Here is a 21,981-nt window from a genome sequence, read left to right as displayed (position 1 = left end):
GCGCTGTACCCTGACGGGTCCGGTGACCTTGGAGGCGCCATGACGGACGGTCCGTTGCACGATCAACGGACGGAGACACAGCATGGTCCTCTGTTGCTCCAGGCCGATTTCGAGGCCGAACAGGTCGCCGACCTGCGCCGCAGGCTGACCGACTGCCTCTCCGCCGCCGGCCTGGCCGGTGAGCGCCTGGACGACTTCGTGACCGCCGTCAACGAGGCGATGACCAACGCGGTCCGGCACGGCGGCGGAACGGGTGAGCTGCGGCTCTGGCGGCACCAGCACCTGGTCTGTGAGATCCGGGATCGTGGCGACGGCTTCGCCGACCCGCTGCCGACCATCCCGACCAGCCGGCCCCGACCCTCCGCCAACGGCGGGATGGGCCTGTGGCTGGCCCAGGAACTCGCCGACTCGTTCGAGGTACACAGCGGCGCCGACGGTGTCCGGGTACGGCTGACCATGGCCGTCACCGAACCGGTCGCGGCACCAACCGCCGTCGACGAGGGGGCCGGCCCCGGCGGGCCGGGCCGCGCCCGGATCGATCAGGCCGGGTAACCGTTCGTCCAGTTGATGTTCGTTTGACCTCGATCACCTCGGCCGGAAGTGTGGCTGGTGTTTCCCGTCCCCGACCCGGAGGCACTGGCGTTGTTGTCACACGATCGTTCCCACCGATCTCATAAGCTGCTGGCCGCCTCGGCGTTCGGCCTCGTCCTGGCCGTCGTCGCCGGCACGTCCCCGGCCGTCGCGGGCCCGGTGGCCGGCACCGCACCGGCGATCTCGGCGGCGCCGGGCACGCTGGCGCCCGGAGTGACGTACCGGGAGTTCGCCCGTCCCACCGGCGGCGCCGAGATACCGCTCCATCTCGTCGAGGTCGACCTGCGCAATCCCCTGGTCACTGTCGATCTGATCACCGCTGGTGCGGTCGCGGCCCGGGCACCGATCTCCGTGCAGGCGGACAGCCGACAAGCGATCGCGGCCGTCAACGGCGACTTCTTCAACATCAGCAACACCCAGCCGGGCGTCGAGGTGACCGGGTCGGCGGTCGGCCCGGCGATCTCGGGCGGGGACGACCTGAAGGCCGCCGTACCGAACGGGCAGCGGTTCGGCCCGGGGCTGCCGCCCGGCACGTCCACCTCCGACGTACTAGGCGTCGGGGTGGACCGGGTCGGCCGGCTCGCCCGGGTCGACCTGCGGGGCACCGTCTCGGCCGGCCGGGAGAGGTTCCCGGTGACCGGCTTCAACCAGTACGCCCTGCCGGTCGGCGGGGTCGGGGTCTTCGACAGCGACTGGGGGTCGGTCTCCCGCAAGCGGCCCACCTGCGGTACCGACACCGATCGCGCCGCCGCGTGCAGCACCGAGACGTACGAGGTGAGCGTGCGGCACGGCCGGGTGACCCGTACCGGCACCGAGCCGGGTGCCGGGGCAATCGCCCGGGACACCGTCGTGCTGGTCGGCCGGGAGCAGGGCGCCCAGACGCTGCGCCGGTTCGCGGTCGGCGACCGGGTACGCGTCGACTACGACCTGGTGCCGGAGGGCCCGATCCCGTTCCGGTTCGCGGTCGGCGGGTTCCCGATCCTGCGCGACGGCGAGCCGCTGGCCGGGCTGGACGCCCGTACCGCCGCCATCCGCACCGCCGCCGGGGTCAGCGCGGACGGCCGTCGGCTCTACCTGCTGGCCGTGGACGGCGCCGGTCCGGGGCTGACCATCCTCGACCTGGCCCTGACCCTGCGCGAGCTGGGCGCCGCCAGCGGGGTCAACCTCGACGGCGGCGGGTCGACGACCCTGGTCACCCGGGCCGTCGCCGATCCGGCCGTGGCGGTCCGCAACCATCCGTCCGGCGGCGTCGAACGGCCGGTACCGAACGGCATCGGGGTCTTCTCCCGGCTCTCCCGTTAGCAGTTGACGGAAACGGGCCGCACCACTGCCGGTGCGGCCCGTTTCTCGTGCTCCTGCCCGCTCCCTGCCCCGGCGGGCGGCCGTCGCGGCCCGGGTGGCGGGAACTAGCGGAGGAACTCGGCCAGTCCGGCGAGGTCGTCGGTGTTGATGTGGTCGACGTCTGCGGCCCGGAGTTCCCGCCAGATCGCGTCCCGCTCCGGACCGGGCAGGTCCGGCGTGGCCCAGAAGCGCACCCGCTGGCCGTCCCGGTGCGCGGTCCGGACGAACGAACGCAGCCGGGTCCGCTCCGCGTCCGGCATCGCCCCGACCCCGCGCCAGGCGAAGAGGTTGGTCCAGTTGTCACTGATCAGCGGGATGAACGAGGCCGGCGCCCCGGAGCCGAGGTCGGCAGACCGGCCGTCGTAGAAGGCGTACCTGACCCGCTGGGCGGCCATCAGCTCGCGCGGCCGGTCTCCGCTGACCACCACGGTCACCGCGCCCGGTCGTACCCGTCCGTTGGAGTACGTGGTCAGCATCCGCTGGTAGCCCCGCAACACCCGGTGCAGCTCGGTGTAGGTGTCCGCGCCGGTGTTCTTGATGTCGACCAGCAGTTGTAGCTGCTGGCGGCTGTGCGCGAAGACCCCGCCGTGGTTGGCCCGTACCCGCCTGGCCAGCGGTTCGAGATAAAGGCTGCTCAGGGTACGACCCGGTACCACGTCCTCCGGGTCGTGGCCGACCAGCAGTTCGCCGTCGACCAGGTAGATGTCGGCCTCCACGCTGGTGAAGCCGTGGCCGAGCGCGTCGAACAGCGGGCGCTCGTGTTCGTAGTCGTTGTGCGCGTGGGCCTGCGGCAGCGGACGGGTCCTCGCACCCGGCCGTCCACTCCGGACGTTCTCCGACGGGTGCCCCTGGACCGGGCCGGCCGCCTGGGCGGCCGGCGCGCCGAGGCCCAGCACGGCGCCGGCCAGCGCCAGGGAACCCAGCATGCGACGCTTCATCGCGTTCGCCTCCTGCGTAGTCGATCATGTGAGATCGATCCGCACCGTATCCGGGCAGGTCTGCGCCGCCACGGCTCCGTGGTGAACCCCGGATGAAGAGGCCCCGACACCGGGCGGGGACAGCGGCGTGGGACGCGCCGGCCCCGCCCGGTGTACGTGCGGGGCCGGCATCCTGCCCTACGGCCCGGCCGGGCGGGGCAGCCGCCCCTGCCTCCGGCCTGTGGTCCCGGCGACGGACGCCCCGCCCCCCTGGACCACCGTCGGCGGCCTGGTCAACGGGGCGACTCGCCACCACCGATCACGCCCGGCGGCCTGGTCAACGGGGTGACCCGCCACCCTGGACCGCACCCGGCGGCCTGGTCAACGGGAAGACCCGTTGTCCTGGACCGCGCTCGGCACCGGCTGGTAGCCGTTGGCCCGGGTGCTGAACGTTCCCCGGCCCTGGGTCCGGCTGCGCAGTCGGGTCGCGTAGCCGAACAGCTCGGCCAGCGGCACGGTCGCGGTGACCAGCACGTCGCCGGCCCTGGCGACCGAGCCGGCGACCCGGCCGCGCCGGGCCGCCAGGTCGCCCAGTACCGCGCCGACGGCGTCGTCCGGCACGGTCACCGTCACCTCGACCACCGGTTCCAGCAGGGCCAGCTCGCTGGCGCCGAGGGCGGCCCGCAGCGCGAGCTTGCCCGCCGTACGGAACGCCAGCTCCGACGAGTCCTTCACGTGCGTGGCACCGTCGGTCAGGGTCACCCGCAGCCCGATCACCGGATGGCCGCCGAGCGGCCCGTCGGCGAGCGCGTCCCGGCAACCGGCCTCCACCGCCCGGACGTACTCCTTCGGCACCCGGCCGCCGACGACGGTCGAGGCGAACTCGAAGTCCGGTACGTCGCCGTCCGGCGTCGCGCCGCCGGCCAGCGGTGCCACGTCGAGGACGACATGGGCGTACTGGCCGGCGCCGCCGTCCTGCTTGACGTGCCGGTACAGCAGGCCGGAGACGCCGCGCACGACCGTTTCCCGGTACGCCACCTGCGGCCGGCCGACGTTGACCTCCAGTCCGACGTCCCGGCGGATCTTCTCCACCGCCACCTCCAGGTGCAGCTCTCCCATTCCGGAGAGCACGGTCTGGCCGGTCTCCGGATCGGTCCGGACGGCCAGCGACGGATCCTCCTCGACCAGCCGGGCGAACGCCGTGGTCAGCCGGCCGCTGTCGGTGCTTCGGCGCGCCTCGACGGCGACCGAGACCACCGGGTCGGCGGCGCTCGGCGGTTCGAGCAGCAGCGGCGCGTCGGGCGCGCACAGGGTCGCGCCGACCCGCGCCGACTTCAGCCCGACCACCGCCACGATGTCGCCGGCCACCGCCCGGTCCACCTCGGCGTGCCGGTCGGCCTGCACCCGCAGGATCCGGCTGATCCGCTCGGTACGGCCGGCTCCGGCGTCCAGCACCACGCCTCCCTTCTGGATCGTGCCCGCGTACACCCGCAGGTAGCTGAGCCGGCCGGTGGCGGTCGAGTTGACCTTGAACAGCAGTGCGGTGAACGGTGCCGACGGGTCGGCGGGCCGTTCGCGCTGCTCGCCGCCGGCCGTGTTGCCGCGTACCGCCGGCACGTCCAGCGGCGACGGCAGGTAGGCGACCGCCGCGTCCAGCAGCGGCTCGACGCCCCGGTTCTTGTACGCCGAGCCGCAGAGCACCACCACACCGTTCCCGTCCCGGGTCAGGTCCCGCAGCGCGCCGCGAAGCGTCTCGGCGGCCAGCGTCGACCGTTCACAGAACTCCTCCAGCGCGACCGGATGCCGCTCGGCGACCGTCTCCACCAGTACCCGTCGACGCCGCTCCGCCTCCTCCCGCAGCTCGGCCGGCACCGGACCCTCGACGAAGGTCTCCGCGCCGTCGGCCCAGACCAGCGACCGCATCGTCACCAGGTCCACCACGCCGCTGAAGTCCTCCTCCCGGCCGATCGGCAACTGCACCACCAGCGGGGTGACCCGAAGCCGGTCCCGGATCGACGCGACCGCCGTGTCCAGGTCGGCGCCGGCCCGGTCCAGCTTGTTCACGAACGCGATCCGGGGTACCCCGTGCCGGTCGGCCTGCCGCCACACCGACTCGCTCTGCGGCTCGACTCCGGCGACGCCGTCGAAGACCGCGATCGCGCCGTCGAGTACCCGAAGCGCCCGCTCCACCTCGTCGGCGAAGTCGACGTGTCCGGGGGTGTCGATCAGGTTGATCCGGTGACCGGCCCAGTCGCAGCTCACGGCGGCGGCGAAAATGGTGATGCCCCGGTCGCGTTCCTGCGGGTCGAAGTCGGTGACGGTCGTCCCGTCGTGCACCTCGCCGCGCTTGTAGGTGGCACCGGTGACGTACAGGATCCGTTCGGTGACGGTGGTCTTGCCGGCGTCGACGTGGGCAAGGATGCCCAGGTTACGCAGCCGGTCCAGGGAGTGGGAAACGGTACGGTGCAGCTCGGTACGCACGGCCGACGGCCTCTCTGGGGTGATCGGTTCGGGGACGGCGCGATTTCCGGGACGAGCCTGGGCGCGGTACGCCGACCAGGCGGACACTCCCCGAGCCGGGCAGCCTCGACCGACGCGCCTACTCTCCCGCGCAGGGCGGGAAACCGGCACGACGTCGGTAGTCGTGTGCCGGTGAAGGCCGCGAACGGTCGGGCGGGAGGGTCGCGTCGCCGGAAGGCCGGCCAGTGGGAACGACAGTTTCCGGTCGACGGCGGCTCAGGGATTCGTCACGGATCTCCGGTGTGGCCGCGCGGGCCGGCACCGGACGTCAGGAAGACGCCAGGATCACCCGGTGCTGCGACTGGGGAATGACGACAGCGGTGCGGTAACGCACGGCCGGCTCCCCTCACTCGTCGACTCGCGCGCCGGCCGTCAAATAGGCCAAGATCGCGCTGGGCTGATCACGAGTGTACTGAACGGACCCCCACCGCACAGCCCGGTTTCCCTACCGTTTCCCCGCCTGCCGCGATCGGCGGTACCCGGTTCACTTCACCGCACGATGCTGGGTGGACGGTCGTGACACGGCGTCGCCGCCGGCGAGCACGGTTCACCGGCGGCGACAGGGGTGTGTGCCGGGGCTACGGCTTCGGAATCGCCACCGCCGTGTACGTCGTCTCCGGCGTCGGCGGGGTGCTGAACCGCGCGTTCGGCAGGTAGAGCCGGTTGCCGTACGAGGCGACGGTGGTCGGGATGTCGAACCGGGGATCGGTGAGCCGTTCGACGATCCGCCCCGAGCGGCCGTCCGACGACAGTCGCAGTACGGCCACCGTGTTGAGGCGGTTCAGCACGGCGTAGAGCGTGCGGCCTTCGAGGAGCAGGCCGTCGCCGTTGGTGAGCAGTTCCCCGCCCAGGTCCACCTGCCGGGCCACCCCGGTCGACGGGTCCACCCGGAACAGCAGACCGGTGTTGGACTGCACCACCAGCAGGGCCCGGCCGTCCGGCGTACGGCAGATGCCGTTGGCGTTGTTGCCGGTGGTGTAGACGATGTCGCCGGTCAACGGCAGATTGCGGACGGTCGCGCGGCGGCCGGTCGACACGACGTAGAGCACCGGGTTCAGCGAGTCGGTGAAGTACGCCGATCCCGGGGTGAGCACCACGTCGTTGACGAAGCTCGTACCGGTGGTGAAGCTGAGGTCGGTCAGTAGTTTGCCGCTCCAGGCGTCCACGATCCGGCCGGTGCCGGCCCCGCCACCGGCGACGAAGAGCCGTCCCTTGCCGTCCAGCTTCAACCCGATCGACGGGAAGCCCGCGCCCGGCCCCTGGCTGAGCACCCGACCCTCACCGCTGGCCAGGTTGACCCGGTAGATCGAACCGTCGGCCCGGGAACCGAAGTACGCGAACGGCAGCGCGCCGATCGTGATCCCCTCCGGCATCCAGCCGTTCGGCAGGTCGAACGTGTCGGGGAAGAGTTTCTTGCCACCTGGGCCTGCGGGATGTGCGCTCGCCTTCTCCGGGGTGCCGACTGCGGCGGCGATCCCCAGCGCGGCGAAGCCGGTCAGGACATTACGTCGGATCATGGGCGTGTCTCCATCCGTACTCCTGAGGGTGTGTCGCAGTGCCGGAGGGCACTGTTCGCGGGAGAAGACACGCACGGGCGGATCGACGGGTTCAACTGTCGCCGAGATCGACCGACTTTCGGGACAGCGCGGCGGCGGTGGCGGTGGCGAGTTGGCGGGCCGCCTCGGCACGCTGCGCCGTCACCTCGGCGTCGGGCTCCGTGTCGTCGTCCCCGGCGCTGATCAGGGCGAAGAGAGCCGGGTGGGTGGCGACGTCGGGACGGCGGCCGGCGTACCGGAGCAGGGTGTTGGCGGCGTGGTAGCGGACCAGGTAGTGGCGCTCCCGGACCGCCAGGGCCAGCGCGTCGACGAGTCGCGGGGTCGGGGCGAAGCCGACGAGCGCCATCCCGGCATCGATCCGGTCACCCCAGTGCGCCCCTTCGGCGAGTACCGACGCGATCTGTTCGGCCCACGCCTCGTCGCCGGTCAGCACGTGCAGGGCCTGGGCCACCCGGACCAGGAACGTGCCCGAGGCAGTCGGCAGCACGGCCCTGAGCAGCACTTCCGCATCGGGCGGGGCCAGTCCGTCGTCGGCCAGTACGGCGATCGACTCGGCGGCCAGCGGGTCAGCTTCGGCGATCCCGGCAGCGAGCATCCGGGCCACGGTCGCCCGCCCGCCCTCGCCCTCGCCCTCGTGCTCGCCCCCGCCCTCGTGCTCGTGCTCGTCCCGGGCGACGGTCAGCAGCCGGGTGAAGTCCGGACCGTCGTGCCAGACCAGGTACGGATCGCCGAACACGTCCCGCCGCCAGTCCGGCCACCGCACACCGCTGCCCACCATCACCTTCCTGTCCGTTCCCGCGCCGAATGCTCGGGCACGGGTGCCGACTACTCGTCGCCCGCGTCGTGGGCATCGTGGGCATCGTGTGCGAGCAGCGCGAGCTGGATCCGGTTGTCCAGGTCGAGCTTGGCCAGCGCGCTGGAGACGTACGCCTTGACCGTGCCGACGGAGAGGAACAGCCGGTCGGCGATCTCGCCGTTCGACAGCCCCTCCGCCACCGCGACGGCGACCGCCCGTTCCCGTTCGGAGAGCTGCCCGAACCGTTCCCGGGCCTGTTGGCGGCGCCCGTCGGGGCGACGGTGCGGGGCGACGCCCGCCACGTGGTCGATCAGGGTACGGGCGACCGTCGGCGAGAGCACCGGCTCACCGGCGGCGGCCCGGCGTACCGCGTCGACGATCTGCTCCGGCGGGGTGTGCTTGACCAGGAACCCGGCAGCGCCGTTGCGGAGCGCGTCGAGGATCGTCGCGTCGGCGTCGAAGGTGGTCAGCACGATGACCTCGGGACGCTGCCCCGACCGGGCGGTGATCGCCCGGGTCGCCGCGATCCCGTCCAGCAACGGCATCCGGACGTCCATCAGTACCACGTCCGGGCGCAGCCGGGTCACCGCGTCGGCGACGTCGGCACCGTCCGCCGCCTCGCCGACGACCTCGATGTCGGGCGCCCCGCCGAGCATCAACCGCAGCCCGGTCCGGACCAGCGCGTCGTCGTCCACCAGCAGAACCCGGATGGCCCGCTCGACACCCTGCGCGGTCGACTGCCGCTCCGGCGCGGCCGACTGGCCCTCCGGCACGTCGCCCGACGCCAAGCCGCCCGACGCCAAGCCGCCCGACGCCGTGCCGCCCGGAGTCGCGCCGCCCGGAGTCGCGCCGCGCGGAATCATGCCGGCCAGGGTAGCCGGGTGCAGAGCCGGAACGTCCCGCCGACCACGCCGTGCTCGATGGTCCCGCCGTCCAGGGCCAGCCGCTCGGCGAGCCCGGTCAGCCCGGCACCGGCCCCGGGCAGGTCACCGGCCGCCTGCGGGGACGAATCCGCCATCCGTCGGCGAGCATCGGCGGGCGGCATCGGGTTGGTGACGGTGGCGACGACGCCGACGCCGGGATCGACCTCCACCCGTACCGTCACCTCGGCCTGACCGGCGTGCTTCCGGGCGTTGGTGAGTCCTTCCTGGACGGTGCGATAGACCGTACGCTGCACTGCCGGCCGGAGTGACTCGGCCGCACCGGGTGCGCAGACCATCTCGAACGCCACCCGCTGACCGGCCGCCTGTGCCTCCTGCACCAGTCGGAAGATGTCGGCCAGCCTCGGCTGCGGCGCCGACCGGTGCGGTGCCGCCGGTTCGGCCGTACCGGCGTCCGGGTCCGGCCCGCCGCCGCCGTTCCGCTCCCCCAGCTCCGGCCGCAGTACGGCGAGTACGTCGCCCAGCTCGACCAGGGCCTGCCGGGCGTTGTCCCGGATCACCTCGATCGCCCCGCCGACCTCACCCGGCTTGAGCGGGGCACCCGCCCCCGCATCGGCCTGGGTCGTCCGGTACGCCAACGCGCCCGCGTGCACCGAGATCAGCGAGATCCGGTGCGCGAGTACGTCGTGCATCTCCCTGGCGATCCGTTCCCGCTCCGCCCGACGGGCCCCGGCCAGCCGGCGCTGCTGCTCGCCGCGCTCCCGGTCGACCTCGCGGCGCAGGTTGGCGATGAGTTCCCGCCGGGCCCGGACCGCGATCCCCCAGCCGAGCGGCACCAGATACATCAGCAGGATCAGCGTGAGGTACGCCCACCGGGTCACCCCGGGCGGCGGGTTCTCGTAGCCGAACATCAGCGAGGGCACCAGGTGCAGCACGGTGACCAGGGTCGCCGGCAGCCAGTTGCGGTGCACCGCGACGGTGAGCACCATGACCAGGGCCGCACCGAGCCCGGTCGCCGCCAGCGCCAGCACCAGCACCGTCGCGACGCCGAGGATGATCGGGAAGCGCCGCCGCCACCACAGGGCGAGGCAGCCGAGCGCACCGATCCAGGGGTCGATCGTGACCATCCAGCCGGGGATCGTGTCGACGTAGTGCAGCGGTGCACTGTGCCAGGTCCACGCCCAGTAGAGCACCGCCAGGCCGAACAGCACGGAATCCACAACCCAGTCCCGGAGGGTACGTCCGCTGCTGTCGTCGGCGGCGGTCCCGGGTGGCGCGGCGGTGTCGGTCCGGCCTCGGCTGGGCAGGCGAAGGCGTCGAGCCAGCTCCATGCGCCGAGAGTACAAACGGACCGCCCGCCGCCGATCTGGTCGACCGGCCAACAGCGCTGGCCAGCCGACCAGAACCGATGGCCGACCGGCAGCGGTGCCCGGCGCGATCCATGCCGCAACGTCCAAGGATGGGACAGCAGCAGTCGCGTACCGGCCCACCACCGACCACCCCGGAACCGGACCCCGACCCGAACTTCCGTCCACCCGTCGACCGTGCCTGCTCTGGAGGAAGATTGTCACCGCGTCGATCGACCCGAGTGTTGCTCTGGTGTGGAGTGGTCGGCCCGCCGCTGTTCGTGCTGGTGCTCCTGTTCGACGGTGCTACCCGGGCCAACTACGACCCGACGTACCACCCGGTGAGCGCGTTGAGTCTCGGGTCGCGTGGGTGGATCCAGATCACCAATTTCGTACTGACCGGGCTGCTGGTGCTCGGCTTCGCCGTCGGGCTGCGCCGTGTTCTGCATCCGGGGCGGGCCGGGGTCTGGGGGCCGTTCGCGGTTGGCGTGTTCGGGCTCACGCTGCTGCTCTCCGGCGTCTTCGTGATGGATCCGGCGCGCGGCTATCCGCCCGGTGCACCGGTGGACGGTGACATGAGCAGTTGGCCGGGCGTACTGCACGACAACTTCGGCATCGTGGTGTTCGTGTCCGTGCCGGTCGCCTGCTTCGTACTGGCCCGCCGCTCCGCCGGCCGTCCGACCGGTCGCGCCTGGGTCGGGTACGACCTCCTGACCGGACTCGCCGGCCTAGCCCTGTTCGGCATCTTCGGTACGGCGTGGGAGGCCGACCACCCGTCGACCGGCCTGATCCAACGAGCGATGATCGCCGTCGACTGGACCTGGATCACCGTGCTTGCCCTACGACTGCTCTGCGAGACCCGGGGCCGGACGGACGAGCGGGCCGTAGTCGGCCGTCGGCTGCCCGAGCACCTCTAGTGCCTGCCCGTGCCCGAGGCGCTCCTGATAATCGCTGGAACCGGTCATCGGGTCTGTTTCCTCAGCCCGGCTCGTCCTCGTCGTCGCTGACTGGCGGTCGAGGCTGGCGGTGCTTCTTGATCCAAGCCTCGACCTCGGCACGGACCCAGACGGACCCGCCGATAAGCGTCTGGTAGGGCTCCGGGAAATTCCGCTGGTTGATGATCTGCCGTGCCCGCGACCTGCCAACGCCCAGCATCGCCTGTATCTCCGCAGGTCCGACGAGCGGACCGGGCAACTTGGCCATGGGCGCGACCGTACTCACCAGCATGGCCTACCCAATCTTCTCCGGTAGATTCATCTGACACATTGCTCTACACACTTGCGCAGGGGCGTGCCTTCGCGGGACGATCGGGCAGGGCCCCCGTCCGGGTAGCCATTGCGAGCGGTCGGGCGGGGCGCTGAACGGGAGCTGCCGCCGGTCCTCTTCCAGTCCTCCGGCGCCCGGCGGCAGCCCCACCCGCCCACCTGCCGAGGAGAGCAAGCCCGTGCGACTGGACGAGTACCCCGACCCGCCACCCCCGACGAGGCTGAAACAACAGAACGAGCGCCTGCAAGCCGAACTTGCCTCCTGCCAGCAGGCCCTCCGCCTCCTTGAGGCACGGCTGACCGAGGCCAAGGTCCGGCTCGGCATGATCAGCCGGATCGTCCAAGACGCCGACCGAACCAGACGTGCCCCAGCCGTCTCCTTCGCCGCCGTCCGAGCAGCCCTGTACGTCCAGCCGGACCGGCTCCGCGATCTCGGGGCCGATCTACCCATCTTGTAGCTCGGGATGGCCCTTGCTCAGATCGAGGGCTCCCGCAGCCGGGGCACCCGAACGCATCCTCCGCTTCCCACTGCTCAGTTCTCCTTGGCGACGCGGCCGAGGCGGAGCGCCGAGACAAGGAAGAAGATGCCGCCGGGGATGGCGTATCCGGCCACGTTGGTCAGCGTGGCACCGTCCGCTCCGGCCATCACGATGAACGAGGTGCCGGCGAGCGCGGAGATGGCGCCACTGATGATCATTGGCCACTGGCCGCCCATCTTGCGGCGGTTGATGGCCACGATCAGCTGTACCACCCCGGCCACGATCGCCCAGGCGCCCCAGACGCGCAGGACCGCGGGGATTCCGGACGCGGAGGCGATGGCCACGCCGACAGCGGTGAGCAGGCTGACAGCGACGTTCACGTGAAGACCGAGCACCGGTCCGGTGGCGCGCGACGAACGAGCGTCGACGAGCGCGGCGAAGACGTCGAACAGCGGATACAGCACGAGCAGCGTGACAGCGAGCGGACCGAGGTGCGACGCGGTCGCGAACATCACGACGGCCCAGACGACGGCGAACGCAAAGCGGACGAGGTACAGCCGCCGCAGGGCGGATGCCGCTGCCGGGATGGCAGGTGCAGCAAGAGGGGTCACGGTGATCCTTCCGATATTGCTCGGTTCGGGCCTGCGGTCAACGGACTCCACAGACGAATCGGGTGAACAGCCCTCCTGCGGCGAATTCGACCCTGCCTGCACGAAGCCGCATGCCCCGTCAACAAGAACGAACGTTCTGTCTTGGGCAACGATGACACCGCGACCGGACGGCGTCAAGACCGAACGTTCTATCCGCTACTATGGGAGCCATGGCGCGTGGAGAATCCGGAGGCCAGCCGTCCGAAGCCCGGTCCCGGCTGCTCAACACGGCGACAAGGATCTTTTACGGAGAGGGCATCCACTCGGTCGGCATCGACCGCATCGTCGCCGAAGCGCAGGTGACCCGGTCCACCCTCTATCGGCACTTCCCCGGCAAGGAGGATCTCGTTCTGGCCTACCTGAGCCAGGTCGACCAGGCCATGCGCGCCCAGGCGGACAGGGCTGCCGACGGCGCGCTATCGGCGGCCGACACCCTCCGGGCTCTCAGCGAGTCGATCGCCCAGGGCATCCAGTCTCCCGGTTTCCGCGGCTGCGCCTTCCTCAACGCCGCTGCCGAGTATCCCGACCCCGATCACCCGGCGCACCGGGCGGTGCTCGCCCACCGCCAGTGGTTCCTGGAAACCGTCACGGAACTGCTGGCACGCATCCACGAAGCGCCCGCCGAGGCCGCCGCCCGACACTTCGTCATGCTGCGCGACGGCGCCATGGCCGCCGGCTGCCTGTTCGACTCGACGCTGGTCTGCGACACCTTCCTAGACGGCGTCGAGGGACTGCTGCGGGCTCATGCCGCGTCCAATCCTGCCAACCCGGCGGATGCCTGATCCCGCCCACAAGACAGGTGAGTTGGCACAGCTTCGGGGACGACGGAGCGCTTCAGTAGCTCGCGCGATCACGCCTCGGATCCGTGATTGCCAGGCTTCTCCCGCCCGATCGGCGAGGCGGATTCCTCCAGCGGCCGATGCCGACTTCGCAACGCTTCGAGCAGCGCGACAAGGGCCAGCACCCCGGCCGCCGCGCTCAGCCCGACCATCGGCGGCCAGCGCACCAACCCCGCGACGGCCAGCAGCAGGACTACCAGGCCGATCATCTGCGAGCGGGAAACCCGGCCGAAGATCTCGTACTCCAGCCGCAACCGGGCGACGAGGAATAGCGCCGGACCACCCACCACGAACAGAAGCCACGTCGGCCGCGCCTCCCCGTACGGCTGGCCGATCACCAGCTCGTAGGAGACCGCAGTGACGAGCACGCTGAGCACGAGCACCGCGTGCGTCCGTTGTGACGCCGCACCCAACCGGCCGGGTGAACGTGACCGCTCCAACGCCTGGGTCAGCAACAGGCCCGCGCGGTAGAAGTAGATCCGCCACAGCAGCACGCTGGTGATGAAGGCGACCGTGAAGGCGGCGGCCCGCCCTGCGGAATAGCCCACGCCGCTGAAGATGATGCCGATGACCCAGATCGATTCGCCGAGCGCGATAAGGAACATCTGCTGGTGACGTTCGGCCAGATGCTCCCCGGCGATCCGCCAACCACCCACCGTCGCCGCTCCCAGCCACGGCAGCGGCCAGCCCAGAGTCCAGCCGAGGTAGTCCACGGCGAGCGCGGCAGCCCAGAGCGGCAGGCGGAGCTCGTCCGGGCCCAGCGCGCCGACCAGCCAGAGCGGCGCGGTCGCCGCCGCCCACGGGGCGAGCCGGAGCGCCACCCGTCGGCGCGGATGGCCCCGCAGCGCGGCGGCGATCACCAGGGGCCGGATCACCATCACCACCAGGTACGCGACCGCGAACGGCAACGCCCGCTCCTCCATCGCGCGCGGCAGCGCCACCGCCATCACCAGGCTGGCGAACATGGTGCCGACCACGATCACCTGGATCATCGACCGCTCCGGCTCGTAGCGACTGGTGATCCAGGTGGTGTGCGACCAGACCAACCAGAGCGCGAGGAACAGCAGCAGGGTACGACCGAGCCCGGTGACGAGCGCCCAGCCGGCCTCGTTGCCGAGGTCGGCGAACCGTTGCGAGACCCGGGTGAGGGCAAAGACGAACGCCAGGTCGAAGAAGAGTTCCAAGAACGAGGCGCGACCCGAACTCGTCGCCGAGCGCAACAGCCCGGCACCGCCTCCCGCCACCATCGCCCGCCCTGTCCGCCCCTGTCCCCTCCCCCGTGGGCACCAACGAATCGCCCACCACCAGGGTTGCGCGGGCGGCCGGGGCACCTGGAGATCGTGCTAGTTCAGCGAAACAGTTCCTACCGCCCCATCGGGAAGGCACTATTTCCCTTAAACAGCAGGGCCTTTGCTCCAGGTGAACGCCCGAGCCGGCGCGTCGACCATGATCCGGCGTAGGACGTCCGGGCCGAGGTGCGTGCGCAGGCGGGGTAGGAAGCGGTTCGGGAGGTAGGCCAGCCCCGGCATTCCGCCGTACCCGACGTACCGGCTGCGGCGGGCGACGTCGCCGCCGAGCAGCAGGTGACCGGCCATCCCCTCCCCGCACACCGCCTCGATCAACTCGATAAGCGCACTGTCCGGCCGCTCCCGATGCCGGGCCATCCCGTCATAGCCGAGGTACGCACCGCGCTGGGCGAGTTCCACGTGTAGCCCCGGATCCGGGTTCCGATCCGCGTGCGCCAACACCACCCGCCCCGCCTCGACACCATCCGCCCCCAGCAGATCAAGCACCTCGTGAGCAGCACTCCCATGCTCCAGGTGCACCATCACCGCAGCACCCGTCAACCGGTGTGCGGCAGCCACCGCCCCCAGCACCCGACGCTCGAACGTGCTGATCGACCAGTACCCGATTCCCGCCTTCAACAGCCCGGCCCGCACCGGCCGCCCCTCCGGACCCAGCGCCACACCCGCACCACCGAAAGCGTCCAACGCGCCCGTCGTACCCGCAGATTTTGATCCGATGTCGCGGACCGGGCAGCCGTCCACGAGGTCGGCGTGGAATCGGGCGGCCAGGTCTGCCTCGGCGGCCGTGACCAGCGGATGGTCCGGCCCGTAGTGCGCCTCCCGGTGCGCGCCCGTCGTCGCCACCACCCGCATCCCGGTCGCGGCGCTGATCCTGGCCACCGCCACCGGATCCCGCCCCAGCCCGACCGGCGTCGCCTCGACCATCGCGGTGATGCCGGCGGCGAACAACAATCCGGTCTCCGTCCGACTGGCCGGCTCGTCGTCCAGTTCGTCGCCGGGCAGCAGCGGGGTGACCTGGAACAGGTGCTCGTGGTAGTCGGTCGGACCGAGCAGTTCCGGCGGCACGTCGCCGAGCACGGTCCGAACGAAACTCACGAGCTGACCCCGCTCACCGCACCGCCTCGGCCGCCGCCGACAGCCGCCGGACCGTCGGCGGATCCACGGGTACGCCGAAGATCTCGGCGATCGCCTGGCTCCAGCCGTGGATGAAGTACCGCCAGCCGTCGACCACGGTCAGCCCACGCTCGTCCCGTTGCGCGACAGCCTGGTGCAGGAACTCCAGGCTGCCCCGGTAGTTGAAGTCCCAGGCGTAGCCGTCCCGGGGCAGTCGGGCGCCGGGCGGCAGCGGCGTACCGGGCCGATCTTTGCCGAGGCCGGTCGCGTTGACCACCAGGCTGCCGTCCGGAAGCGCGTCGAGCAGCGCGCCGATATCGCCGGAATCGGCAACCAGCCGGTACCCGACGAGGTCGGTCGGCAGGCCGCCCCGCTCGACAACGCCGCGCAGGTGGGCGAGCCGGCTCGGGTCGGTGTCGGTGCAGACGATCCGGCGCGGCCGGTCGGCCCGCTGGCCGAGATACCAGACCAGCGCCGTCCCGGCGCCACCCGCACCCAGGCAGACCACCTCGGCCCCGGTCGCCCCGAAATAACCATCCGGCAGGAAGTCCTGCACGGCGAGGCCGGCGGTTATCGGGTCCTTGGCGCCCCCGACCAGCTTGCCGTCCCGCTTCGCGATGCTGGAGATCTCGCCGCAGAGCTGCGCGAACTCGTCCACCTCGTCGAAGAGGTCGTGCGCCGCCTGATAGAGCCGCAGCTTGTGGGTGGTCACCAGCGCGCCCAGGTGCGCCGGGTCGTCGCGGATCCGCTTGACCAGGTCCCGATACTGCGCGTCGTCGGCGTCCAGCGGCAGGTCGTGCCCGACCAGCCGGTCGGTCGGCAGCCCGAGGATCTCCGCCCACCTCGGAAAGACCCGGTTGATCGACGAGCCGCCGGTGGTCACCCCGACGAAACCCATGTAGCCGGCGCCGTCCGACCCCCCGTCAGCCGATCCGGTACGTCCGCCGCCGTCGGTCCCCGCCGAGTCCACCACTGATCCCCCTCTTGCCCTTGCCCTGGTCCTCGCCCACACCCGGTAGCCGCCGCCAGCCGCTCACCCCGAGCCCGAACCCAGGCCCGAACCCCAGCCCGAGCCCGAGCCCGAACCCAAGCCCGAGCCCGAATCCGAATCCGAATCCGAGCCTGGCCCGTCGGCCGTCCGGACGGGATGCTTCGGAGTGTCGCCGCCGAGCACCGCCAGCAGGTCGGCCACGGCGAGCGAGCCCATCCGGTCGATAGCCTCCACGGTCTGCGCCCCGAGGTGCGGGGTCAGGACAACCCGGTCGGCCAGATCCTCGGCGAGCAGCGGCGAACCGGCACCGGTCGACTCCGTGTCGAGGGTGTCGGCGGCGTACCCGGCAATCGTGCCGCTACGCAGTGCCTCCACAAGAGCCGGCTCGTCGACGAGGTCGGCGCGGGCGGTGTTGACCAGGATCAGCCCGTCCCCGGCCCCGGCCAGCCAGTCGGCGTCGACCAGCGGCCGGCTGCCGCCGGGGGCGTGCAGCGAAACCACGCTACAGCGGCGGGGCAGGTCGGCCAGGTCCGCCGGTTCGGCACCCGCCGCCCGGATCGCCGCCGCGTCCAACATCGGGTCGTACGCCAACAGCTCGGCCCCGAACCCGCGCAGCCGCGCCGCCACCGCCCGCCCGATCCGGCCGTACCCGACGAGCCCGACCGTCGACGCGCCGAGTTCCCGGCCCCGGGACACGCTCCACTCCCCCGCCCGAACCCGACGGTCCCCGGCCGGGATGCCGCGCAGTACGGCGAGCAGCAGTCCGATGGTCAGGTCGGCCACCGCCTCGGTGTTCGCCCCCGGGGTGTTGGTCACCACGACACCGTGTGCCGCCGCCGAGGTCAGGTCCACCGCGTCGACCCCGACGCCGTACCGGGCCAGGATCGCAAGTCGGGGGGCGGCGGCGAGGTGTGCCTCGGTCACCGGGGCGGTGCCGGCGATCCAGCCGACAGAGTCGGCCAGCAGTGGACGCAGCGCGTCGAGCCGGTGGTCGGTCGGGCCGCGTACCACCGTCAGGCCGGCGGCGTGCAGCTCGCCGAGCAGGTCCCGGGAGCCGGACGAGAACGACCGCGAGGTGACCAGCACGTTCCGCCCGCTCACGCCGACCCACCGCCCGTCGACCCGCCACCATCCGACCCGCCCGCCGACTCGCCGCCCGCCGACCCGCCCGCCGACCCGCCGCCTGCCGACCCGACCGCCGGCTCTCCGCCCCGGGCCGCGTTCCACGGTTCCAACCGCCGGTACGCGTCGAGGAAGATCGCGTGCCGGCGCCGGTAGTCGGCGTGTCGCCCCGGATCAGGGGTGAACTCGGCGGTGACCTCGGAGAGTTTCCCGGCGGCGCCGAAGTCGTCGACCAGGCCGAGCCCGACCGCCGCCGTCACCGCCGCCCCGAGACTGTTCGCCTCCTCCACTATGGAACGTCGGCGGACGGTGGCGCCCCAGACGTCGGCGAGGATCCGCAGCCACACGTCACTGGCCGCACCACCCCCGATCGCGTCCACCCGATCCACCGGCAATCCATGCTCCCGGAACGCGTCGACGCAGGTGAGCAGGTTGAACGCCACCCCCTCCAACACCGCCCGGACCAGGTGCGCCCGGTCGTGGTGCCGGCGGAGCCCGACGAACGCCCCGGCCGCCTCCGGGTCCCAGTACGGCGACCGCTCGCCGAGCAGGTGTGGCAGGAAGTAGAGCCCGTCCCCGGCCGCCGTGGCGGTGTCGGCCGCCTCGACCAACCGGTCGAACCGGTCCCCGTCACCGGCTGGCTCCAGCACGTCGGCGATCCACTCCAGCGATGCCCCGCCGGCCTGCATGGTGGCGGTCGGCACGTAGTGCCCTGGTACCACGTGGTCGAAGGTCATCGTCCGCATGGCCGGATCGTGCAGCGGGCGCGGCGCGGCCAGCGAGACCCAGGACGACGAGCCGAGATAGCAGTACGCGCCGTCGGCCGGCGACACCACTCCGGCGCCGACTGCCGCCAGTGGCCCGTCCCCGCCGCCCATCAGCACCGGGGTACCGGCCTGCAGCCCGGTCGCCTCCGCCGCCGCCGCAGTCACGGTGCCGACCACGGCGGTGGCGGGGACGATCTCCGGCAACAGTGCCGGATCCAGCCCGGCGGCGCCGAGCACCACGTCCGACCAGGTCCCCCGCTCCTGGTCGTACGCGTTCGTGGACGAGGCGTCGGACGGGTCGGTGGCGAGTCGACCCGTGAGCCGGTAAACGGCGTAGTCCTTGGCGAGGCAGACGTGCCGCACCCGCCCGAACACCTCCGGCTCGTGGTCGCGTACCCACATCACCTTGGTCAGCGAATACGTCGGGTTCAGCCGATGCCCCAGCAGCTCGTACGCCCGCTCCGCCCCGATCCGCTCGACCAGCTCGGCGCACTGCGCCCCGCTCCGGGTGTCCGCCCAGATGATCGACGGCCGCACCGGCTCGTACGCCGAGTCGAGCAGCACCGCGCCCATCATCTGACCCGAGATCGCCAGCCCCCGCACCTCGGCGGGCTGCACGTCGTGCCGGGCCAGCAGTTGCCGGGTCGCCTCGGCCAGCGCCGTCCACCAGTGCGCCGGATCCTGTTCGGCGATCCCGCCGGGGGCGTACCGGGTCGGATAGGTGACGGTGACCGCGCCGACCAGGGCGCCGGTGTCGGTGTGCAGCGACGCCTTGTCGCCGGTCGTACCGAGATCGTGTGCGATCAGCATCGCTCGCTCACGCTCCCCGACGTACGCGCCGCCGACCCTGCAACTGGTCGACCCCCACCGCTACCAGGATCAACGCCCCGATCGCCACCTGCAACCAGAACGGGTCGATGCCGAGCAGCGTGCCGCCGTTGTTGAGCAGTCCGACGATCAGCGCTCCGACCAGGGCGCCGAGGGCGGAGCCCCGGGCACCGAAGAGGCTCGCCCCGCCGATCACACAGGCGGCGATGGCCTGGAGTTCGTAGCCGGTGCCGGCGGTCGGCACCCCGTTGCCGAGCCGGGAGGCGAGCAGAATCCCGCCGAGTGCGGCCAGCGTGCCGGCCAGCGCATAGACGCTGAGCAGCACCGCCCGGACCGGTACCCCGGTCAGCCGGGCCGACTCCGGGTTGGAGCCGACCGCGTAGATGTAGCGGCCCCAGATCGTCCGGCGCAGCCCGAAGCCGACCAGCAGCGCGATCAGCACGGTCAGCCAGATCAGGTTGGCGATGCCGAGGAACTCGCCCCCGGCGATCGAGGTGAACGAGGACGGCAACGGCTGGATGGTCCGGCCGTCGGTGTAGAGCAGGGTGAGTCCCCGGGCCATGCCCAGGGTGCCGAGGGTGACGATGAACGGCGGCATCTTCAGGATCGCCACGAGTATCCCGTTGACCAGCCCGATCGCCGCTCCGGCCAGCAGCGCCAGCAGCACGGCGAGCAGCACCGATCCGCTGCCGGCGGTGTCGAAGACCGCCTTCGCGGCGATCACTCCGGACAGGCCGACCACCGAGCCGACCGAGAGGTCGATGCCGGCGGTGAGGATCACCAGGAGCTGCCCGATCGCGATGATCGCGTAGATCGAGACCTGGCGTCCGAGGTTGTCCAGGTTGGTGCCGGTCAGGAAGGTGTCGGTGGCCAGGCTCAACCCCAACACCAGGAGCACGAGTACGGGAAGTCCGCCGAAACCCCGGCCGAGCAGACTGCCCAGCCCGAGTACCTCCGGCTCGGCCGCAGTGCCCTTCCCGGCCGCGCCCTCTCCGGCTGCGCTCGTCCCTGCTGTACTCGTCCCGGCTTCGGTCTCCGTCGGGGACTCGGGTCCGGCGGCGGGCTCGGTCACTTCTCTGTCGTGGGTGGTCATCAGGACTCCAGAGGGGCTGGCGAGGTCGTCGGGGACATCGGGGCCGCCGGGGCCGACAGGTCGGCGGCGGAGCTGGCCGGACTGGTGAGCCGGAGGATGCCCTCCTCGGTCGCCTCGGCCGCCGGCAGCTCGCCGACGACCCGGCGCTCGCGTACGACCACGATCCGGTCGCAGAGCCCGAGCAGTTCGGGCAGGTACGACGAGACCACCAGTACGGCGATCCCGTTGCGGGCCATCTCGGCGATCGCCTGGTAGATGTCGGCCTTGGCGCCGACGTCGACGCCCTTGGTCGGCTCGTCCAGCAGCAGCACCTTGGCACCGGTGCCGAGCCAGCGGGCCAGCAGCACCTTCTGCTGGTTGCCGCCGGAGAGCGAGGTGACCGGGTCGTCGAAGGAGCCGTACTTGAGGCGCAGCCCTTCGACGGCCTGCCGGACGTGCCGGCGTTCCCGGGCGCCGCGCAGCACCGGCCCGCTGGCGACCCGGCCGAGGCTGGCGATCGAGACGTTCGCCTCGATGGAGAGTTCCAGCAGCAGCCCGGATTCCTTGCGGTCCTCGGTGAGCAGCGCGATCCCGTGTCGGGCCGCCGCCCGGGGCGAGCCGGCCGGGATCGGCGTGCCGTCGACCCGGACCTGCCCGCCGTCGACGGGATCGGCGCCGAAGACCGCCCGGACGATCTCGGAACGGCCGGCGCCGAGCAGTCCGGCCAGCCCGACGATCTCGCCCCGGTGCACGGTCAGCTCGACCGGTGCGGCGAAGCCGGGAATACGCAGGTCGCGTACCTCCAGTCGGGGCGGGCCGATCTCGTGCCGCTCACCGGGATAGAGGTTCTGCACCGGGCGGCCCACCATCGCCTGGATCAGCGAGTCGTGGTCGTACTCCCCGATCGGCCGGGTCGCCACCAGCCGGCCGTCGCGCAGCACGGTGACCCGGTCCCCGACCTCGAACATCTCTTCGAGTCGGTGGGTCACGTAGAGCACGGTGTGGCCGGCGTCCCGCAGTGCGGCGACCCGGTCCAGCAGCGCCGCCGCCTCCCGTTCCGAGAGTGCGGTGGTCGGCTCGTCGAAGATCACCAGCTTGGCCCGGGTACCGAGCACGCGGGCGATCTCGACGAGTTGGCGGGTGGCGGTCGGCAGGGCGCGTACCGGCTGGTCCAGGTCGAGATCGGCCAGCCCGACCCGGTCCAGGTGGTCCAGCGCGGTACGCCGCTGCGCCGCCCGGTCCACGATGCCGAAGAGCCGGCGCGGGAACCGGCCCATGGTCAGGTTGTCCAGCACGCTGAGGTCGGGCAGCAGACTCAGCTCCTGGTAGACCACGCCGATCCCGGCGTCCCGGGTCTCGACCGGGGACGGGCGTGGCCCGAGCGGCACCCCGGCAACCGAATAGTCGCCCCGGTCCCGGGCCACCGCACCGGTCAACACCTTGATCAGAGTCGACTTGCCGGCCCCGTTCTCCCCGGCGAGGCAGTGCACCTCGCCGGGAAGCAGGTCCAGGTCGACGTCGCCGAGCGCCGTCACCGGCCCGTACGTCTTGGTGACCCCGCGCAGCCGTACCACCGGCTCGTCGCTCATCACACCTCCTC

20 protein-coding genes are annotated in these 21,981 nt (G+C 71.9%); 5 read left to right on the top strand and 15 right to left on the bottom strand.

Annotated features, from left to right (window positions below):
- The first annotated feature begins 93 nt into the window (after nucleotides 1-93).
- A complete protein-coding gene (locus tag Pen02_RS34635; RefSeq protein ID WP_372445724.1) occupies nucleotides 94-552 on the top strand; it encodes an ATP-binding protein in 459 nt (152 codons plus the stop codon).
- Between the two features lie 57 nt (nucleotides 553-609).
- Nucleotides 610-1,893, top strand: coding sequence for a phosphodiester glycosidase family protein (locus Pen02_RS34630; RefSeq protein ID WP_203870381.1), 1,284 nt, complete (start codon nucleotides 610-612; stop codon nucleotides 1,891-1,893).
- Nucleotides 1,894-1,997: 104 nt separating this feature from the next.
- Here Pen02_RS34630 and Pen02_RS34625 read toward each other — a convergent pair whose 3' ends face one another.
- The 6 genes from Pen02_RS34625 to Pen02_RS34600 all read right to left on the bottom strand — a co-directional run bounded on the left by Pen02_RS34625 (nucleotide 1,998) and on the right by Pen02_RS34600 (nucleotide 9,933).
- Nucleotides 1,998-2,870: a phosphatidylinositol-specific phospholipase C/glycerophosphodiester phosphodiesterase family protein gene (locus Pen02_RS34625; RefSeq protein WP_239141773.1), complete on the bottom strand. Its 873-nt coding sequence runs from the start codon at nucleotides 2,868-2,870 to the stop codon at nucleotides 1,998-2,000.
- Nucleotides 2,871-3,230: 360 nt separating this feature from the next.
- Nucleotides 3,231-5,330: an elongation factor G gene (gene fusA, locus Pen02_RS34620; protein ID WP_239141772.1), complete on the bottom strand. Its 2,100-nt coding sequence runs from the start codon at nucleotides 5,328-5,330 to the stop codon at nucleotides 3,231-3,233.
- Nucleotides 5,331-5,947: 617 nt separating this feature from the next.
- Nucleotides 5,948-6,886 (bottom strand): SMP-30/gluconolactonase/LRE family protein, encoded by a 939-nt coding sequence (locus Pen02_RS34615; protein WP_203870380.1) that lies wholly within the window; start codon nucleotides 6,884-6,886, stop codon nucleotides 5,948-5,950.
- A gap of 91 nt (nucleotides 6,887-6,977) precedes the next feature.
- The gene (locus Pen02_RS34610; RefSeq protein WP_203870379.1) at nucleotides 6,978-7,703 is read right to left on the bottom strand and encodes a hypothetical protein; all 726 of its coding nucleotides are present in this window, start codon (nucleotides 7,701-7,703) and stop codon (nucleotides 6,978-6,980) included.
- A 47-nt stretch (nucleotides 7,704-7,750) separates the two neighbouring features.
- On the bottom strand, nucleotides 7,751-8,584 hold the full coding sequence (locus tag Pen02_RS34605) for a response regulator (RefSeq protein WP_203870378.1): 834 nt from the start codon (nucleotides 8,582-8,584) through the stop codon (nucleotides 7,751-7,753).
- A complete protein-coding gene (locus Pen02_RS34600; protein ID WP_203870377.1) occupies nucleotides 8,581-9,933 on the bottom strand; it encodes a sensor histidine kinase in 1,353 nt (450 codons plus the stop codon). The genes Pen02_RS34605 and Pen02_RS34600 overlap by 4 nt, the downstream gene beginning before the upstream one ends.
- A gap of 257 nt (nucleotides 9,934-10,190) precedes the next feature.
- On the opposite strand from Pen02_RS34600, the gene Pen02_RS34595 reads away from it, so the two are divergent.
- Nucleotides 10,191-10,865 carry a DUF998 domain-containing protein gene (locus Pen02_RS34595; RefSeq protein WP_203870376.1) on the top strand — a complete coding sequence of 225 codons (675 nt, stop codon included), beginning with the start codon at nucleotides 10,191-10,193 and terminating at the stop codon, nucleotides 10,863-10,865.
- Nucleotides 10,866-10,926: 61 nt separating this feature from the next.
- Here the strand turns inward: Pen02_RS34595 and Pen02_RS34590 are convergent, their stop codons facing one another.
- Entirely contained in the window at nucleotides 10,927-11,151 is a 225-nt protein-coding gene (locus tag Pen02_RS34590) for a helix-turn-helix transcriptional regulator (RefSeq protein WP_203870375.1), read from the bottom strand.
- A gap of 241 nt (nucleotides 11,152-11,392) precedes the next feature.
- On the opposite strand from Pen02_RS34590, the gene Pen02_RS34585 reads away from it, so the two are divergent.
- Nucleotides 11,393-11,671 carry a hypothetical protein gene (locus tag Pen02_RS34585; protein ID WP_203870374.1) on the top strand — a complete coding sequence of 93 codons (279 nt, stop codon included), beginning with the start codon at nucleotides 11,393-11,395 and terminating at the stop codon, nucleotides 11,669-11,671.
- Nucleotides 11,672-11,745: 74 nt separating this feature from the next.
- On the opposite strand, the gene Pen02_RS34580 is transcribed toward Pen02_RS34585, so the two are convergent.
- A complete protein-coding gene (locus Pen02_RS34580) occupies nucleotides 11,746-12,303 on the bottom strand; it encodes a DUF308 domain-containing protein (protein ID WP_203870373.1) in 558 nt (185 codons plus the stop codon).
- Between the two features lie 209 nt (nucleotides 12,304-12,512).
- On the opposite strand from Pen02_RS34580, the gene Pen02_RS34575 reads away from it, so the two are divergent.
- On the top strand, nucleotides 12,513-13,124 hold the full coding sequence (locus Pen02_RS34575; protein WP_203870372.1) for a TetR/AcrR family transcriptional regulator: 612 nt from the start codon (nucleotides 12,513-12,515) through the stop codon (nucleotides 13,122-13,124).
- A 68-nt stretch (nucleotides 13,125-13,192) separates the two neighbouring features.
- Here the strand turns inward: Pen02_RS34575 and Pen02_RS34570 are convergent, their stop codons facing one another.
- From Pen02_RS34570 to Pen02_RS42695, 7 genes are all read right to left on the bottom strand, one after another.
- The gene (locus Pen02_RS34570; protein ID WP_203870371.1) at nucleotides 13,193-14,428 is read right to left on the bottom strand and encodes a low temperature requirement protein A; all 1,236 of its coding nucleotides are present in this window, start codon (nucleotides 14,426-14,428) and stop codon (nucleotides 13,193-13,195) included.
- A 147-nt stretch (nucleotides 14,429-14,575) separates the two neighbouring features.
- On the bottom strand, nucleotides 14,576-15,583 hold the full coding sequence (locus Pen02_RS34565; RefSeq protein WP_203870370.1) for a phosphotriesterase family protein: 1,008 nt from the start codon (nucleotides 15,581-15,583) through the stop codon (nucleotides 14,576-14,578).
- Nucleotides 15,584-15,596: 13 nt separating this feature from the next.
- Nucleotides 15,597-16,571 carry a shikimate dehydrogenase family protein gene (locus Pen02_RS34560; RefSeq protein ID WP_203870369.1) on the bottom strand — a complete coding sequence of 325 codons (975 nt, stop codon included), beginning with the start codon at nucleotides 16,569-16,571 and terminating at the stop codon, nucleotides 15,597-15,599.
- 63 nt (nucleotides 16,572-16,634) lie between these two features.
- On the bottom strand, nucleotides 16,635-17,693 hold the full coding sequence (locus Pen02_RS34555; RefSeq protein WP_203870368.1) for a phosphoglycerate dehydrogenase: 1,059 nt from the start codon (nucleotides 17,691-17,693) through the stop codon (nucleotides 16,635-16,637).
- Nucleotides 17,690-19,291 (bottom strand): xylulokinase, encoded by a 1,602-nt coding sequence (xylB, locus tag Pen02_RS34550; protein ID WP_203870367.1) that lies wholly within the window; start codon nucleotides 19,289-19,291, stop codon nucleotides 17,690-17,692. Before xylB ends, Pen02_RS34555 begins: the two co-directional genes overlap by 4 nt.
- A gap of 7 nt (nucleotides 19,292-19,298) precedes the next feature.
- Nucleotides 19,299-20,402: an ABC transporter permease gene (locus tag Pen02_RS34545; RefSeq protein ID WP_203870366.1), complete on the bottom strand. Its 1,104-nt coding sequence runs from the start codon at nucleotides 20,400-20,402 to the stop codon at nucleotides 19,299-19,301.
- Nucleotides 20,402-21,970 carry a sugar ABC transporter ATP-binding protein gene (locus Pen02_RS42695; RefSeq protein ID WP_203870365.1) on the bottom strand — a complete coding sequence of 523 codons (1,569 nt, stop codon included), beginning with the start codon at nucleotides 21,968-21,970 and terminating at the stop codon, nucleotides 20,402-20,404. Before Pen02_RS42695 ends, Pen02_RS34545 begins: the two co-directional genes overlap by 1 nt.
- Nucleotides 21,971-21,981: the final 11 nt, after the last annotated feature.

The organism is Plantactinospora endophytica (genome assembly GCF_016862915.1).
GTDB lineage: Bacteria > Actinomycetota > Actinomycetes > Mycobacteriales > Micromonosporaceae > Plantactinospora > Plantactinospora endophytica.
This window is presented reverse-complemented; position numbering and strand designations above follow the sequence as displayed.